This window comes from Agrobacterium sp. ST15.16.024 (assembly GCF_027956545.1).
GTDB classification, from domain to species: domain Bacteria; phylum Pseudomonadota; class Alphaproteobacteria; order Rhizobiales; family Rhizobiaceae; genus Agrobacterium; species Agrobacterium cucumeris.
In genome coordinates, this window is sequence record NZ_JAQKGO010000001.1 from 1,612,950 (window position 1) to 1,628,773 (window position 15,824).

16 protein-coding genes are annotated in these 15,824 nt (G+C 61.0%); 5 read left to right on the forward strand and 11 right to left on the reverse strand.

The window, feature by feature from the left end; genetic code table 11:
* Window positions 1-8: 8 nt before the first annotated feature.
* Together PL640_RS07900 and PL640_RS07905 are read right to left on the reverse strand one after the other, a co-directional pair.
* On the reverse strand, window positions 9-1,820 hold the full coding sequence (locus PL640_RS07900; protein ID WP_271361336.1) for a monovalent cation:proton antiporter-2 (CPA2) family protein: 1,812 nt from the start codon (window positions 1,818-1,820) through the stop codon (window positions 9-11).
* Between the two features lie 279 nt (window positions 1,821-2,099).
* On the reverse strand, window positions 2,100-2,468 hold the full coding sequence (locus PL640_RS07905; RefSeq protein WP_269699695.1) for a DUF971 domain-containing protein: 369 nt from the start codon (window positions 2,466-2,468) through the stop codon (window positions 2,100-2,102).
* A 107-nt stretch (window positions 2,469-2,575) separates the two neighbouring features.
* Here PL640_RS07905 and moaA point away from each other — a divergent pair, with 107 nt between their 5' ends.
* From moaA to mobB, 5 genes are all read left to right on the forward strand, one after another.
* The gene (gene moaA / locus PL640_RS07910) at window positions 2,576-3,625 is read left to right on the forward strand and encodes a GTP 3',8-cyclase MoaA (RefSeq protein ID WP_271361337.1); all 1,050 of its coding nucleotides are present in this window, start codon (window positions 2,576-2,578) and stop codon (window positions 3,623-3,625) included.
* A gap of 173 nt (window positions 3,626-3,798) precedes the next feature.
* Window positions 3,799-4,767 (forward strand): DMT family transporter, encoded by a 969-nt coding sequence (locus PL640_RS07915; protein WP_065115833.1) that lies wholly within the window; start codon window positions 3,799-3,801, stop codon window positions 4,765-4,767.
* Window position 4,768: 1 nt separating this feature from the next.
* Window positions 4,769-5,968, forward strand: coding sequence for a multidrug effflux MFS transporter (locus PL640_RS07920; protein WP_142840007.1), 1,200 nt, complete (start codon window positions 4,769-4,771; stop codon window positions 5,966-5,968).
* On the forward strand, window positions 5,965-6,603 hold the full coding sequence (mobA, locus tag PL640_RS07925; RefSeq protein ID WP_174031580.1) for a molybdenum cofactor guanylyltransferase MobA: 639 nt from the start codon (window positions 5,965-5,967) through the stop codon (window positions 6,601-6,603). Before PL640_RS07920 ends, mobA begins: the two co-directional genes overlap by 4 nt.
* Window positions 6,604-6,639: 36 nt before the next feature.
* A complete protein-coding gene (mobB, locus tag PL640_RS07930) occupies window positions 6,640-7,155 on the forward strand; it encodes a molybdopterin-guanine dinucleotide biosynthesis protein B (protein ID WP_271361338.1) in 516 nt (171 codons plus the stop codon).
* 278 nt (window positions 7,156-7,433) lie between these two features.
* On the opposite strand, the gene PL640_RS07935 is transcribed toward mobB, so the two are convergent.
* The 9 genes from PL640_RS07935 to PL640_RS07975 form a co-directional block, all read right to left on the reverse strand.
* Window positions 7,434-9,002, reverse strand: a complete 1,569-nt coding sequence (locus PL640_RS07935; RefSeq protein WP_271361339.1) for a peptidoglycan DD-metalloendopeptidase family protein — start codon at window positions 9,000-9,002, stop codon at window positions 7,434-7,436.
* 345 nt (window positions 9,003-9,347) lie between these two features.
* Entirely contained in the window at window positions 9,348-10,001 is a 654-nt protein-coding gene (locus tag PL640_RS07940) for a protein-L-isoaspartate(D-aspartate) O-methyltransferase (protein WP_162936635.1), read from the reverse strand.
* The gene (surE, locus tag PL640_RS07945; RefSeq protein ID WP_065115839.1) at window positions 9,998-10,768 is read right to left on the reverse strand and encodes a 5'/3'-nucleotidase SurE; all 771 of its coding nucleotides are present in this window, start codon (window positions 10,766-10,768) and stop codon (window positions 9,998-10,000) included. Before surE ends, PL640_RS07940 begins: the two co-directional genes overlap by 4 nt.
* Window positions 10,769-10,942: 174 nt before the next feature.
* Window positions 10,943-12,226: a serine--tRNA ligase gene (gene serS / locus PL640_RS07950; RefSeq protein WP_271361340.1), complete on the reverse strand. Its 1,284-nt coding sequence runs from the start codon at window positions 12,224-12,226 to the stop codon at window positions 10,943-10,945.
* Window positions 12,227-12,322: 96 nt separating this feature from the next.
* The gene (gene tatC / locus PL640_RS07955) at window positions 12,323-13,126 is read right to left on the reverse strand and encodes a twin-arginine translocase subunit TatC (RefSeq protein ID WP_271361341.1); all 804 of its coding nucleotides are present in this window, start codon (window positions 13,124-13,126) and stop codon (window positions 12,323-12,325) included.
* Window positions 13,123-13,854, reverse strand: a complete 732-nt coding sequence (tatB, locus tag PL640_RS07960; RefSeq protein WP_271361342.1) for a Sec-independent protein translocase protein TatB — start codon at window positions 13,852-13,854, stop codon at window positions 13,123-13,125. Before tatB ends, tatC begins: the two co-directional genes overlap by 4 nt.
* Window positions 13,855-13,907: 53 nt before the next feature.
* A complete protein-coding gene (locus PL640_RS07965) occupies window positions 13,908-14,114 on the reverse strand; it encodes a twin-arginine translocase TatA/TatE family subunit (RefSeq protein WP_046798332.1) in 207 nt (68 codons plus the stop codon).
* A 130-nt stretch (window positions 14,115-14,244) separates the two neighbouring features.
* Window positions 14,245-14,949 (reverse strand): SMC-Scp complex subunit ScpB, encoded by a 705-nt coding sequence (gene scpB, locus PL640_RS07970; protein ID WP_405049201.1) that lies wholly within the window; start codon window positions 14,947-14,949, stop codon window positions 14,245-14,247.
* A gap of 22 nt (window positions 14,950-14,971) precedes the next feature.
* On the reverse strand, window positions 14,972-15,820 hold the full coding sequence (locus tag PL640_RS07975; RefSeq protein WP_142840015.1) for a segregation and condensation protein A: 849 nt from the start codon (window positions 15,818-15,820) through the stop codon (window positions 14,972-14,974).
* Window positions 15,821-15,824 lie beyond the last annotated feature (4 nt).

The following is a 15,824-nucleotide window of genomic DNA, read 5'->3' on the forward strand; positions in this document are numbered from 1 at the left end:
AGCGGGCCCTACTCTTCCGCCAGTTCCGCCTTTTCCCGTTCCGCCCGCTCGCGTGCGGTGCGTGCGGCGACGAGGTCGGCCGGCTGGGCATTGCCGCGGATCAGCGAACGGCCGGCATAGATGCCGCCGACGACTTCCATGGCGAAACGTTCCTCGTCACGGTCGCGGAATTCCTCCACCAGACGGGCAGCGTCTTCGCGCTCCTCGCCCATGGCGCCCAGCACTTCCTCGCTGAAATTCAGCGCCGATTCCAGCGTCTCGCGGATCTGGTAATCCACGCCTGCCTTGAGAAGATCGATCGCATGGCCACGGTCATAGGCGCGGGCAAGAACCGGAACCAGCGGGAATTCGTGCTTGACGATCTCCGCGATCCGCACCGCCGCGTCCTTGTCGTCGACACAGATGAGAACGGCGCGCGCCGTGCTGGCGCCAGCCGCATGCAGGATTTCCGCCCGCGATCCGTCGCCATAATAGACCTTGAAACCGAACTCCGCCGCATCACGCACGAATTCGGCGTCCTTGTCGATGAGCGACAGCGTGTAACCCCGCGCCAGCAGCGGCTGGCTGACGATCTGCCCGAAACGCCCGAAGCCGATCAGCAGAATGCTGCCTTCGACATTCTCGGGCACATCGAGATCGTCGGTATTGGGAACCGCCGCCGGCACCAGCCGGTCATGCAGAATGACCATCAGCGGCGTCAGCACCATCGAAATGATGATGGTCGCCGTCAGGATGGCGTTGGCTTCCCGGTCGAGAATGCCAGCGCTGACGGCGGCGGAATAAAGCACGAAGGCGAATTCGCCGCCCTGCGCCATCAGCACCGCCCGTTCCAGGCTTTCACGCCTGGTGGTGCCGAGCGCCCGTGCCACGCCATAGATGAGAAAACCCTTGAGCAGCATGTAGCCCGCGACGCTGACGACCACCAGCTGCCAGTTGGATCCGATGACGGCAAGATCAATCGCCATGCCGACGCCAAGGAAAAACAGGCCGAGTAGAATGCCGCGAAACGGCTCGATATCCGCTTCAAGCTGGTGGCGGAAGGACGATTCCGACAAAAGCACGCCAGCCAGAAACGCGCCCATGGCCATGGAAAGCCCGCTGACCTGCATCAGCAGCGCAGACCCCAGCACCACCAGCAGGGCAGCCGCCGTCATCACCTCACGCGCCCCGGAAGCCGCCAGCAGCCGGAAGAACGGGTTGAGAAGATAACGCCCGGCAAGAATGAGCGCACCGACGGCGGCAAGCGCGATGCCCACGGAAATCCAGCGCTCCGAGGGCGTCACATGTTCGCCGCCCGAGCCGAGAAAGGCGACAAGCGCCAGAAGCGGCACGATGGCCAGATCCTCAAACAGCAGGATGGCGATGATGCGCTGGCCCTTGAGGCTGGACATGCTGTTGCGTTCCTGCAGCATCTGCATGACGATCGCCGTCGAGGTCAACACGAAACCCGTGCCGGCGACGAAGGACATGATGACCGGAAAGCCAAGACCGACACCGATCAACGTCAGGCCGGCCATACAGACCAGCACCTGCAGCGCCCCCAACCCGAAAATATCCTGCCGCATCGACCACAGTCGCGACGGCTGCATTTCAAGGCCGATGATGAACAGGAACATCACCACGCCCAGTTCGGCAATATGCAGGATGGCCTGCGGATCGGAAAAGAAGCCGAGCCCGTAAGGCCCGATCACCAGGCCGGCGGCCAGATAACCCAGCACCGAGCCAAGGCCGATGCGCTTGAAAATCGGCGCAGCGACAACGCCTGCCGCCAACAACACGACCACCTGGGCCAGATCATTTCCGTTCGCTTCGACAGCCACACGCCACCCCGCTGAAGTTTATAAAACGAGAGTGCCCCTCGCCAGATTGCCGGCAAAGCGTAAGAACCTTCCTCCGTCACGCCGGACTTGATCCGGCATCCAGCCACGGCGCGTCTGCGCCGTGAAAAACGAGTCTTTTGCGATCAAAGACTTGATCGCGCTGGACCCCGGCATCCAAGTCCGGGGTGACGAAGTGCGGATGCCACCATTTTGCCAAACGCACGGGTTTCTCAAGTCTTTGTCATCATCATCGCGAGGGCATCTCCCTCCACATTTTCTCTACCGGGATAGCGGCTCCCTGCTCAAGCCCTTTTCAGCAAGCTGCCGTTGATAATCGTCAAACAGTGCGTCGCCGGTTTCGCCCAGTTCCCTCAGATATTTCCAGGTGTAGATACCGCTGTCATGGCCGTCGTCGAAAACGATGCGAACCGCATAATTGCCGGTGGCGATCATTGAACGGATGGCGACATTGCGTTTGCCGGGTACCGTGACCTTTTGTCCCGGACCGTGGCCCTGTACTTCCGCCGAGGGCGAAAGCACCCGCAACATCTCGGCGGGGAGCCGGTAAACGCTTCCATCGTCAAAGGAAACGGTCAATTCCCGCCGGTCTTTCGACACCAGCAGCTCGGTCGGCCAGACATCACTCATTTTTCACTTCCGTACGCTCATAATATGCGTCAAAATTACGGACTTGCCTCACGATAGGCAAGCCACTACATCATTTGAAAGGCGCATCGCGCAACGAGGATGGAGATGTGAACAGTTTCCCCGGATCGCTTGAAAAAGCGCAATTCCTGACGGAAAACAACGCACCGATGATTGACCCCTTCGGCCGCGCCATCACCTATCTGCGCGTTTCAGTCACCGACCGCTGCGATTTCCGCTGCACCTATTGCATGTCCGAGCACATGACCTTCCTGCCGAAGAAAGACCTTCTGACGCTGGAAGAGCTCGACCGGCTCTGTTCCGTCTTCATAACGCGCGGCGTGCGCAAGCTCAGGCTCACCGGCGGCGAGCCGCTGGTGCGCAAGAACATCATGTCGCTGGTGAGGAACCTCGGCCGCCATATTCACACCGGCGCGCTGGAAGAACTGACGCTGACCACGAATGGCTCGCAGCTGGCCAAATTCGCCGCCGAACTTGCCGATTGCGGCGTCAAGCGCATCAACGTCTCGCTGGACACGCTCGACCGCGATAAATTTCGCCAGATCACCCGCTGGGGCGATATCGGCCGGGTCATGGAAGGGCTGGATGCCGCACAGGCAGCCGGCATCAAGGTCAAGCTCAACGCCGTGGCGCTGAAGGATTTCAACGACACCGAGATTGCCGAGATTATGCGTTTCGCCCATGGTCGCGGCATGGACTTGACGGTCATCGAAACCATGCCGATGGGCGAGATCGAGGAAGACCGTACCGACCGCTACCTGCCGCTGTCGCAGCTGCGCGCCGATCTGGAACAGAACTTCACGCTCATCGACAGCGATTACCAGACCGGCGGCCCCGCACGTTACGTAACGGTGAAGGAAACCGGCGGCCGGCTCGGTTTCATTACGCCGATGACCCATAATTTCTGCGAAAGTTGCAACCGTGTCCGCCTCACCTGCACCGGCACGCTCTACATGTGTCTGGGCCAGGACGATGCCGCCGACCTGCGCACGGCGCTGCGCGCTTCCGACAGCGACGCCTATCTGTCCAGCGCCATCGATGAAGCCCTTCTGCGCAAGCCGAAAGGGCATGATTTCATCATCGACCGCACCCATAAACGCCCCGCCGTCGCCCGCCATATGAGCGTGACGGGCGGCTGATTGACGGCTGAACCTCTTTCTCGTCCACCCACCCATATAAACGGTTGAATTGCCGGCTTGGCCGTGTCACGTCTCTTTACATGGAGGAATGCGCCGTCGCGCCCGCGAGGCCGCCCGAAACCGTCTGAAAGGGCGACCAGGGTAAAACTGCGCATGGTCTGGGATCGTATGGAATGGCATTGACGGACAATACGCGCGGCGCGCTTTTCATGGCGCTCGCCATGGCAAGCTTCACGGCCAACGACGCCCTGACGAAATCCGTCACACCCTACATCAACACCGGCCAGATCATGTTCGTGCGCGGCATCATGACCGTGGTGCTGATCTATATCGCCGCCCGGCATTTCGGCGCGCTCCGGCCGTTGAAAACCCTGCTGCGCCCCATCATCATCCTGCGCTGTCTCTGCGAAGTGACTGCGGCCGTGCTTTATCTGACGGCGCTGGGCCTTATCGAATTTTCCAATGCTTCGGCCATATTGCAGTCGCTGCCGCTGGTGGTGACGCTGGGTGCGGCGCTGTTCCTGCGCGAACCGGTCGGCTGGCGGCGCTGGGTGGCCATCATCGTCGGTTTCATCGGCGTGCTCGTCATCATCAGGCCCGGCCCGGAAGGTTTCACGCCCGGTGCATTGCTGGTCGTCGCATCACTGGCCGTCACCGCCGCACGCGATCTCCTGACCCGGAAAATGTATGCCGATGTGCCCTCGCTCGCCATCACCGTCATCACCGCCTTCGTCAACATGGCGGTGGGCGGCCTGCTGATCGTGCCTTTCGGCGGCTGGCAGCCGATGAACGTCACGATCGTCTCGCATCTCGCCGCTTCGGCCATTCTGGTGCTGGTCGGTTATCAGGCGATCATTCTCGCGATGAGATCAGGCGAAATCTCCTTCGTCGCACCGTTCCGTTATACCGGCCTGCTCTGGGGTTTCATGATCGGTGTGTTCTTCTTCAACGAAAAGATCGACAGTTTCACCATCATCGGCGCCATGATCGTCATCGGTTCAGGCCTTTATACCTTCTACCGCGAAAGCCTGCGCAAGCGTTCGCAGATGGCCAAGCGCGCAGCCGCGACACCAACGGCCGCGACCACGGTGCGGCCGGCTTCCGTAACGAAAACTGCCGTCACGGAAGAGGCGGGAGAGTGAGATGAAAAGCGGCCGTTTTCTCGACCGGACCACTCCGCCCCACATCATCACGCTGGTCGTCATCGCCGGCGTCGCGGCGCTGTGCATGAATGTGTTCCTGCCCTCGCTTGCGGCCATGGCGCTCTATTTCGAGACCGATTACGCGGTAATGCAATTTGCCGTTTCAGGCTACCTCGCCGCCACCGCCTGCCTGCAACTGCTTATCGGCCCGCTTTCCGATCTCTTCGGCCGCCGGCCGGTCATGCTTGCCAGCATCGCGATCATGATTGCCGCCACGCTGGTCTGCATGCTGGCGCCGAATATCACCGTCTTCATGATCGGGCGCGTCGCACAGGCGGCCGTCGTTTCCGGCTTCGTGCTGGCCCGCGCCATCGTGCGCGACATGGTGCCGATGGAACAGGCCGCCTCGATGATCGGCTATGTGACCATGGGCATGTCCGTGGTGCCGATGGTTGGCCCAACGGTTGGCGGGTTGCTCAACGACATTTCCGGCTGGCAGTCGAGCTTTGCGCTCCTTGCCCTGCTCGGCGTCGGCATTCTGGTACTCGCCTGGTTCGATCTCGGCGAAACCAACCACAATAAGTCGGCGAGTTTTTCACAGCAGTTCCACGCCTGGCCCGAACTTCTGCGCTCGCCGCTGTTCTGGGGTTATGCGCTGACCTCGACCTTCTCGTCAGGCATGTTCTTTTCCTTCCTCGGTGGCGCGCCCTTCGTCGGCAGCGTGCTTTATGGGCTTGCCCCGGCCATGCTCGGCCTGCAATTCTTCTTCATGGCCAGCGGTTACATGCTCGGCAATTTCGTCTCCGGCCGTTATGCCAGCCAGATCGGCATCACCCGCATGATGCTCTCGGGCAATGTCATCGCCATTGCCGGTATCGTCACCACCATTGTGCTGATCACCGGCGGGGCGGAAAGCGCCTATGCGTTCTTCGTGCCGCTTGCCCTGATCGGCGTCGGCAATGGCGTGACACTTCCCAGCGCCAATGCCGGCATGGTCAGCGTTCAGCCGCATCTGGCCGGCTCGGCCTCCGGTCTTGGCGGCGCGATGACCATCGGCGGCGGTGCCGCCCTTTCGGTACTCGCCTCCTCGGTCCTGTCGAAGGAGGACGGAACCTGGCCGCTCCTCATGGTGATGCTGGCGACCGGCCTTGTCGCCCTTCTCACCACCTATGTCGTAAGGCTGCAGGAACAGCGGCAATGAGCACCCTTCCCCTTGAGATACCCGGTCTCGTGCTCGCCGGCGGCCTGTCGCGGCGCATGGGCAGCAACAAGGCGATGGTGACGCTGGGCGATGCACCGCTGCTTTCTCACGTCGTGCGCCGCATCGCGCCACAGGTCTCGGATGTCACCATCAATGCCGCCACCAATGACAGGGGCGGCTGGGCGGACAGTTTCGGCCTGCCGCTGTTGCCCGATACGCTGAACGGCCATGCCGGGCCGCTTGCAGGTGTTCTGGCCGGCATGCGGCATTTCCGCAATCGCGAGGCCACCGGCAGCCATTTCCTGACGGCACCTGCCGACAGCCCGTTCTTTCCAGACGATCTCGTCGCCCGGCTGTGCGAACACATATCGGATAATACGATCGTCATCGCTGCCTCCAGTGGCCAGCTTCACCCCGTCTTCGCGCTGTGGCCGGTGGCGCTTGCCGACGATCTCGAGGCGTGGCTGAAGAACGATGCCAACCGCCGTATCCGGGCTTATCTTGCCCGGCATGTCACCATCGGCGTGGCCTTCCCGCCGGTGGAAACAGCAAAGGGCAGCCTCGATCCATTCTTCAACATCAACACCCCGGACGAGCTGGCGCTGGCGCGTAGCTATCTGGAGCATTTCCAGTAGGATAATGCGTTGAAACAAAGAGATGGAGCTGCAACCATGACGACACAAAAGGTCTTTGGCATTGCCGGCTGGAAAAATTCGGGCAAGACCGGCCTTGCGGTGCGCGTCGTCACCGAACTGACGGCGCGCGGCTACCGCGTCTCCACCATCAAGCACGCCCATCATGATTTCGATATCGACAAGGTCGGCGCCGACAGCTGGCGTCACCGGCAGGCCGGCGCGCATGAGGTCACCATCGTTTCCGGCACCCGTTTCGCCATCATGCATGAATTGCGCGGCGAACCGGAACCATCCTTCGAGCACATCCTCTCCCGCCTCGCCCCCTGCGATCTCGTGCTGATCGAAGGTTACAAATATGAGCCCGTGCCGAAGATCGAGGCGCGCCGGCTGGAAGCGATGAAAACCGAACCGCTTGCGCCGCTCGATCCGCATATCATCGCAATTGCCGCTGATCATGAGGTGACGGACACGGCGCTGCCGGTTTTCGATCTCGATGATACCGCGAGGATTGCGGATTTCATCGAGAAGACGGTGGGGTTGGTGAGAGGGTAACTGCCCCTGGAACCGGGGACGATTTCCGAGCGGACTGCATCCCCACTTCCGTCATACCGGCCCCTGAGCCGGTATCCAGCCAGCCCAAGTCCTTGGGCTGAAAGGAGTCCTTCTCGCCGCGCCGACGCGCGTCGGCTGGATGCCGGATCAGGTCCGGCATGACGGAGGACGAAGTGCCTGAGCCGGTAACCACCAAACGTACTTGTCCTGCGCATAACCCCCAAAAATGAAAAAGCCGGGCTCTTCACCCGGCTTCATCATTCCTTGAGACGCAATACCTATTCAAGGAAACCTGATGGGTTCACCGGTGTCGCATCCTTGCGAACTTCGAAGTGAACCTGCGGACGCTTGGCGCTGCCCGTCATGCCCGAGGTGGCGATGGTCTGGCCACGCTGGACCTTCTGGCCGCGCTGTACGTCGAGATTGGCGGCGTTGCCGTAAACAGTGACCTTGCCATCGTCATGGCGCACCAGCACCGTGTTGCCGAGCTGCTTCAGACCGTTGCCGGCATAGATGACCACACCGTTTTCAGCGGCCTTGATCGGCGTACCCTCGGGAACCGAGATGTTGATGCCGTCATTGCGGCTGCCTTCGACGTTGTCGCCGAAATTGTTGATGACCGCGCCGCGAACCGGCCAGCGATATTTGCCGATGCCGGTGGATTCCGGAGCAAGGGACGCCATGTCGGACTTCTTTTCGATGTCGCTGACGCTTGCCGTAGCGGCAGGCGCGGCCGGGATAGTCGCGGCAGCAGCGGCAGGGGCCTTGTAGGGCTCGGGCTTGGCGGATGCGGTCTCGACTGCCTTGGCCGCTTCCTTGGCGGGAACGGAGGCTGTCTTGACGTTGTCAGTGCCGGCACCCGGCATGGAAAGTGTCTGGCCGACACGGATGCTTTCGTTGGAAAGACCGTTGGCAGCCTTCAGCGCGGCAACCGAGACGCCGTTTTCACGGGCGATCTTCGCAAGGCTGTCGCCCGGCTGAACCTTGTAGCCACCGGTCGGCGGCAACGGCTTGCCACCGGGAGGTGTCAGCTTGCCGGCCTCGGAGGAAACCTTGTCGCGAGCGGCGGCCTGCGACGGCAGAACGGCCACATTGCCCTCGGGGCTGCGCAGCGGCGTCGGCTGGTCGCCATTGCGGTTCAGCGCGATATTGCCGGCCGCATCCTTGGCGGCGTTGCGCACCTGGCCGAATTTCGGAATGAGGATCGACTGGCCGGCCTGCGCCGAAGACGCGGACTTCAGGCCGTTGACGCGCAGCAGTTCCTTTTCCGGAACGCCGTAGCGGTTGGAAATGGTGGTGATGCTTTCGCCCGGACGCAACGTCACGGAAGAAGCACCATCCGTATGCCAGCCATTCTTGTCGGAACGGACGGTTGCAGTCGTCAGATTGTCGGTAACGGGTGCTGCGGCCTGGCGGGCGGGTGCCGCCAGAGACGGAGCGGCCTGTCGCTGCGCCGACGGGAAAGGCTGAGCCATGGCTTCGTTGCGGGTCGACGGATCGCGACTTGCCACTACCGAAGGCGCCGACAGTTCGGAGCGCTGCACCGGCGAGGCCGAAGCCGAGCGGGCCGTGGAAGGCTGAATGCCGCCGCCGTAACCACCGGACTGCGGATAGGAATTACCCGCCATGTTCTGGTTGGCGTAACCGCCCTGCGGCGCGGCAGAGGCGTAACCGCCATTCATGTCGCCCTGCGGAACCGGGGCCTGTGCATAAGCACCGCCACCCTGCCGGGCTGGAATTGACGCCGTGGTCATCTGATCCGGTCCACTGGAAAAGAGGCCGCCGAACCGCGTTGCATCCGAGCTACAGCCCGTTGCGACGCTTGCCAGCAATGCCGCTGCGAACATTTTTGCGACTGATTTTCCGATTTTAGACGAATGTCTCATACGCATGACTCGATCTACACTGACGCCAACCCGCCGCATCGAGACCGATCCGGCACAAATTTCACTTCTTGCAAGGCCCATTTCCCGAGGTGGGGAAAACCATGCGTCGATGTTTATGATTAAAGCGCGTTAGTGTTACCACGCCGTTAAAACGTTAAGCCGTTTGGCGCTTTTTTGACACTTCGATAACCATGACGAAAACCGGATGCGTCATGTTGGGACAATAATGATATTGAAAATCAAATAGTTGCGACAATTCAGAACATTAGAAGACAAAAATGAATTGCCTTCAAAATTTTCATTTCGTCACAAATGCCGGGCAATATGGGTGCTGAGCGGCAGATAAGGCGCCTCAAACAGCTCTTCCTTTTCGAAGCGGCTGCCAGTCTTGGAGAAGCGGGTCATCACGCAACGATCACCCTCGATGATGATCGGCGCGATCATCATTCCACCCGAAACGATCTGCTCGGCAAAGAAGCGCGGCATGGTGGTGAAGGCGGCGGTGGAAACAATCCGGTCGAAGGTGCCCTCGCCCACAAGCCCGTTGCTGCCATCCGCCTGGCGGATGACGACATTGCGGATGGAAAGATCATCGAGACAGTTCTGCGCCTGCTGCACCAGCGTCTTATAACGCTCCAGCGAAAACACCCGTTCGACCCGGCGGGCAATGATCGCCGTCATGAAACCGCTGCCGGTGCCGATTTCCAGCACGCGCTGGCCGGGTTTCAGCTGCAGACGGGCAAGGATCTTCACCGCCATGTCGGCGCCTTCCATGAAGGCGCCGCAGTCGATCGGGATCGTTCGGCTGGAATAGGCATCGGCCGCAAATTGCGGCGGCACGAATTTGGAGCGGGGCGTCTGCTCGACCGCCGTCAAAAGATCAAGGTCGGAAATCCCCTCGCCCCTTAAGCGGAGAACGAGAGCGGCAAAACCTTCCTTTTCGACCATTGCGGATTTCAATCGGCGACTCCGAATCCAAGTGCTTGCGCAACCCGATCCTTCACCGTGTAGTCCGTCAGGTCAAGCTTAAGCGGCGTGACCGAAATCTTGCCGTGCTTCAGGGCATGGATATCGGTGCCTTCGCGGAAGGTGCCAAGGCGTTCGCCGAAGCGCAGCCAGTAATAGGGGAAACCGCGGCCGTCCTGTCGTTCTTCAACGGTGAGGCCGAAATCGAGCTTGCCCTGCCCGGTCACGGAAACGCCCTGCACATCCTTGGGCGCGCAATTGGGGAAATTGAGATTGAGGAACGTGCCATCAGGCAGATCGACATTCATCAGCTTGCGCAGAAGATCCGGCGCATAGGTTTCGGCGACTTCCCAGGGCACGACACGGCCGTCGGCATGGCTGAAGGCCTGGCTGAGCGCGAAGGAACGCACGCCCTGCAGCGTGCCCTCGATGGCGCCGGCAATGGTGCCGGAATAGGTCACGTCATCGGCCATGTTGGCGCCGGCATTAACGCCTGACAACACAAGGTCGGGCTTCTCAGGCAGAACTTCGCGAATGCCCATGATGACGCAATCGGTCGGTGTGCCGCGCAGCGCATAATGTTTGTCGGAAACTTTTCGCAGGCGCAGCGGTTCGGAAAGCGTCAGCGAATGAGCAAGGCCACTCTGGTCGGTCTCGGGCGCGACGATCCAGACATCGTCGGACAGCGTGCGGGCGATACGCTCCAGCACGGCCAGACCCTCGGCGTGGATACCGTCATCATTCGTCAGCAAAATCCGCATGTTTTCTCTCCGCTTTCATGTCGCAGGGGGACGAAGCATCCTCTTCTCCGTCATGCCGGAACTGATCCGGCATCCAGCCGACGCGCGTCTGCGCGGCGGGAAGCACTCTTTTCAGCCCAAGGATTTGGGCTGGCTGGATGCCGGATCAAATCCGGCACGACGGTCGTGTAATTCTCAAGCCGCCTTCTCGATGCGCGTCAGACCGCCCATATAGGGCAGCAGCACGTCTGGAATTGTGACGGAACCGTCGTCGTTCAGATAATTTTCGAGAACCGCGATCAGGCAGCGGCCGACGGCCGTGCCGGAACCGTTCAGCGTATGAACGAACTTCGTCGCCTTGTCGTCCTTGCCGCGATAACGCGCATTCATGCGCCGGCCCTGGAAATCGCCGCAGACCGAGCAGGACGAAATTTCGCGATAGGTGTCCTGGCCCGGCAGCCACACTTCCAGATCGTAGGTCTTGCGTGCGCCAAAACCCATGTCGCCGGTGCAGAGCGTCATGGTGCGGAAATGCAGGCCGAGACGCTTCAGCACTTCTTCGGCGCAGGCTGTCATGCGCTCATGCTCGGCAACAGCGCTTTCCGCATCGGTGATGGAGACGAGTTCGCATTTCCAGAACTGGTGCTGGCGCAGCATGCCACGCGTATCGCGGCCGGCCGAACCCGCTTCCGAACGGAAGGACGGTGTGAGCGCAGTGAAACGCAGCGGCAGTTTTTCCTGCTCGAGAATTTCCCCGGACACGAGGTTGGTCAGCGTCACCTCCGCCGTCGGGATCAGCCAGCGGCCATCGGTGGTCTTGAACAGGTCTTCGGAAAACTTCGGCAATTGCCCGGTGCCGAACATCGCCTCGTCACGCACCATCAGCGGCGAAGACACTTCAGTGTAACCGTGTTCCGTCGTGTGCAGGTCGATCATGAACTGGCCGAGCGCCCGCTCCAGCCGCGCCAGCTGGCTGGTCAGAACGGTAAAACGCGAACCCGAAAGCTTGGCGGCGCGCTCGAAATCCATGTAGCCGAGCGCTTCGCCGATCTCGAAGTGTTCCTTGGCTGCATGGTTCCAGCCGGGCTTCTGGCCCACAACGCGGGTGACCACATTGTCATGCTCGTCCTTGCCGTCGGGCACATCGTCGAAGGGCATGTTCGGCAGGCGCGACAAAGCGTCGTTCAGCTCGGCGGTGACCTGACGGTCCTCCTCCTCGGCGCGCGGCATGTTTTCCTTGATGTCGGCGACTTCGGCTTTAAGTTTTTCCGCAAGCTCCATGTTCTTCTGCGCCATGGCGGCGCCGATTTCCTTGGAGGCGGCATTGCGGCGGGACTGCATGTCCTGCAGGGACTGGATGACGGAACGGCGCTTTTCATCAAGGGCGATCAGGCCGCTGGCAGCAGGCTCAGCGCCACGGCGTGCAAGAGCCGCATCGAAGGCTTCGGGGTTTTCGCGTATCCATTTAATGTCGTGCATCGTCGTTCCAGACCGTTGTTGCATTGCCCTCAGCAAAACGCCGGGCAAAGGCCCGGCGCGAAGAGATTTGTGAGCGGGGGAAACCTTGGCAAAGGCTCAGGTCTCTTCCAGCTCCGTGCTTTTGGATTCCGCCGCACGTTTCCTCTCCACGAGTCGAGCCATGTAGATGGAAATCTCGTAGAGAATGATCGCAGGCAGCGCAAGACCGATCTGGGACATGGGATCGGGCGGCGTCAGGACGGCCGCGACCACGAAGGCCATGACGATGGCGAACTTGCGCTTTTCACGCAGCCAGTCGCTGGTCAGAAGCCCGACGCGCGCCAGAAGCGTGGTGACGACCGGCAGCTGGAACACCAGACCGAAAGACAGCACCAGCGTCATGATGAGGCTCAGATATTCCGACACCTTCGGCATCAGCGAAATCGCCACCTCGCCATCCTCGGGCAATTGCTGCATGGCGAGGAAGAACCACATGACCATCGGCGTGAAGAAGAAATAGACCAGCGCCGCACCGATGAGGAAAAGGATAGGCGAGGCGACGAGGAACGGCAGGAAGGCGGCGCGTTCGTTCTTGTAGAGACCGGGTGCGACGAATTTATAGAGCTGCGAGGCGATCACCGGAAAGGAGATGACCATCGCGCCGAACATCGCGACCTTGATCTGTGTGAAGAAGAATTCCTGCGGCGCGGTATAGATCAGCGACGATTTCGTCACATCGAGACCCGCCCAGAGCACTGCCCACTTATAGGGAATGACAAGCAGGTTGAAGAGGTGCTTGGCAACCGCAAAACAGGCAATGAAGGCGATGAAGAATGCACCGAGCGACCAGATCAGCCGGGTGCGCAACTCCATGAGGTGCTCGATAAGCGGCTGTGGCTTATCTTCGGTATCCCCGCTCATGCTTCATCCTTTTTCGGCTTCACAGCCTTTGTTTTTGCCGCTCTGGCCGGTTTGGCGTCAGCCACGGCCGTCGTCGTGTCAGCCGCGGTCTTCTTGACGGCCGTCTTTTTGACAACTGCCTTCACGGGTGTCTTCGAAACGGCGGGCTCGCCCGTTGTCGCGGAAGCGGCAGCGTCCGGCGTTGCGGCCACTTTGGTACGCGCGGCGCGCTTCGGCTTGGCGGCAACCGCTTCGGCTTCGACGGTCGCAACCGATTTCGCACGGGCGCGCTTTGGCTTTTCTGCCGCAGCGGCAGCAACCGGTGCTGCTGCCGCGACGACGGGCGGCGTATCCGGCAGCTTCATTTCCGGCTCCGGCGTGCTCACGAGCGGGGCAACCGGCTCGCTCGTTGCGGGTGCGGCAGTGGAGGACAGCCCATCGGGCGCAGCCGTTGCCTTCTGCAGGTCGGATTTGATCTCATTGCCGAGCTGGCGCAGCGGGTTCATCGCATCGCGCAGCGAATTTGTCGGGTTGAGATTGCGGACATCGGAAATCGTCTGGCGCACATCGTCCATATCGGCCTCTTTCAGGGCCTCATCGAACTGCGTGCGGAAATCCCCGGCCATCTTGCGAAGGCCGGCCATCGTCTTGCCGAAGGCGCGGATCATGGGCGGCAAGTCTTTCGGTCCGACGACCACGATCAGCACGACCGCAATCACCAGAAGCTCGCTCCAGCCGATATCAAACATCAATACGCTCCCGAGACCCTAGCGCCGGTCTCAAACCAAACGACACGAGCCGCTTACTTGATCTCGTCAGCCTTGTGGTCGACAGTCTTCGCATTGGCATCTGCCGGCGGCGGCGTCTGGTCTTCGTCAGCCATGCCCTTCTTGAAGCTCTTGATGCCCTTCGCGACATCACCCATCAGTTCGGGGATCTTGCCGCGTCCGAAAAGGACGAGAACGATCACCAGCACGATGAGCCAATGCCACACACTAAAAGAACCCATAACTGCAACTCCTGAATTTCGCTTTCAGACGATGTAAGACGTTTGAAAGGCTTTTTCAAACGACAAATCGTCGCTGGGACGGGCCGTGCCCATAAACTTTTCGCGTGTATCACGCAGGCTCATGACGATATCAATCGTCACCATCGCCCCCACCCGGCGCAAGCAGGCCCAGTTCCTCCAGATCGAGCTGCGTGATCGGGTCTTCATCCTCGCGCAACTCGTCGCTCATCATCGGCAGAGGCACGCCGAAATTGGACGGAATGCGGCCCGAAAGCAGCCCCGCCCCCTTCAGTTCCTCAAGGCCCGGCAGATCCCGTAATTCCTCAAGGCCGAAATGATCGAGAAACTCCACCGTCGTGCCGATCGTCACAGGCCGGCCCGGCGTGCGCCTGCGACCGCGGAAACGCACCCATCCCGCCTCCATCAGCACGTCGAGCGTACCACGCGAGGTCTGCACGCCGCGGATTTCCTCGATTTCGGCGCGTGTCACCGGCTGATGATACGCGATAATCGCCAAAACCTCCAGCGCTGCGCGCGACAGCTTCTTCGGTTCCTTCTCCTCCGTGCGGATGACAAAGGAAAGGTCGCCGGCCGTGCGGAACGCCCATTGCCCACCCACCTGCACGAGATTGACACCACGGTCGCCATAGGCGGCCTTAAGCCGGTGCAGGATGGCAACGACATCCATGCCGCGCGGCAGACGCTCGGCGATGAAACCGATGGAAACCGGCTCGGCAGAGGCGAAAACCAGCGCTTCGGTGATCCGCTCGGCCTCCTTCAGCTGACGTTCGGAAAAAACAGTGGATTCGGGGGCCATCCCGTCTGTCACGATCATCGCCTCGCCGGTCTCATCATCATCATTTGTCATTATCGGTCTCCCCGGCTTGGGCTGCACGCTCGTCCCTTGTGCCACGGCGCATATAGATGGGCTGAAAAGCCCCCTCCTGCCGGATTTGCAGCGATCCCTCGCGCACCAGCTCCAGCGAGGCGGCAAAGGCGCTGGCGATGGCCGTCACCCGCATGGCGGGATCCGGCACATATTGCAGCAGATATTGATCGAGCACCGTCCATTCACCGACATCACCGAGGAGACTGTTGAGAAGCTCCCGCGCCTCCACCAGCGACCACACCTGCCGCTTTTCGATGGTGACCTGGGTGATGGCCTGCCTCTGCCGCAGATTGGCGTAGGCGCTCAGGAGATCGTAGAGGTTCGCCTCGTAAGCCGAACGGTTGATATGCGGAATATGCTCCGGTGCACCCCGGGCAAAAACATCGCGGCCAAGCTGGGCGCGGTTGACGAGCCTTTCGGCCGCCTCGCGCATCGCTTCCAGGCGTTTCAGCCGGAAGGCCAGCGTCGCGGCCATTTCCTCACCCGAAGGCCCGTCATCCTTCGATTGCTGCGGGATCAGCAGTTTGGACTTCAGGAAGGCAAGCCAGGCCGCCATGACAAGATAATCGGCGGCCAGCTCAATGCGCACACGGCGCGCGCTTTCCACGAATTGCAGATATTGCTCGGCAAGCGCCAGCACCGAAATGCGCGACAGATCGACCTTCTGCGTGCGGGCAAGATGCAGGAGGAGATCGAGCGGGCCTTCGAAACCCGCGACATCGATGACCAGCCCGGCCTCGCCCGTCAACCGCTCCGGCGTCACATCCTGCCAGAGCTTGTCCATCGGCGTTGAATTGCGAGACTTGTCTGCGGCCATTGTT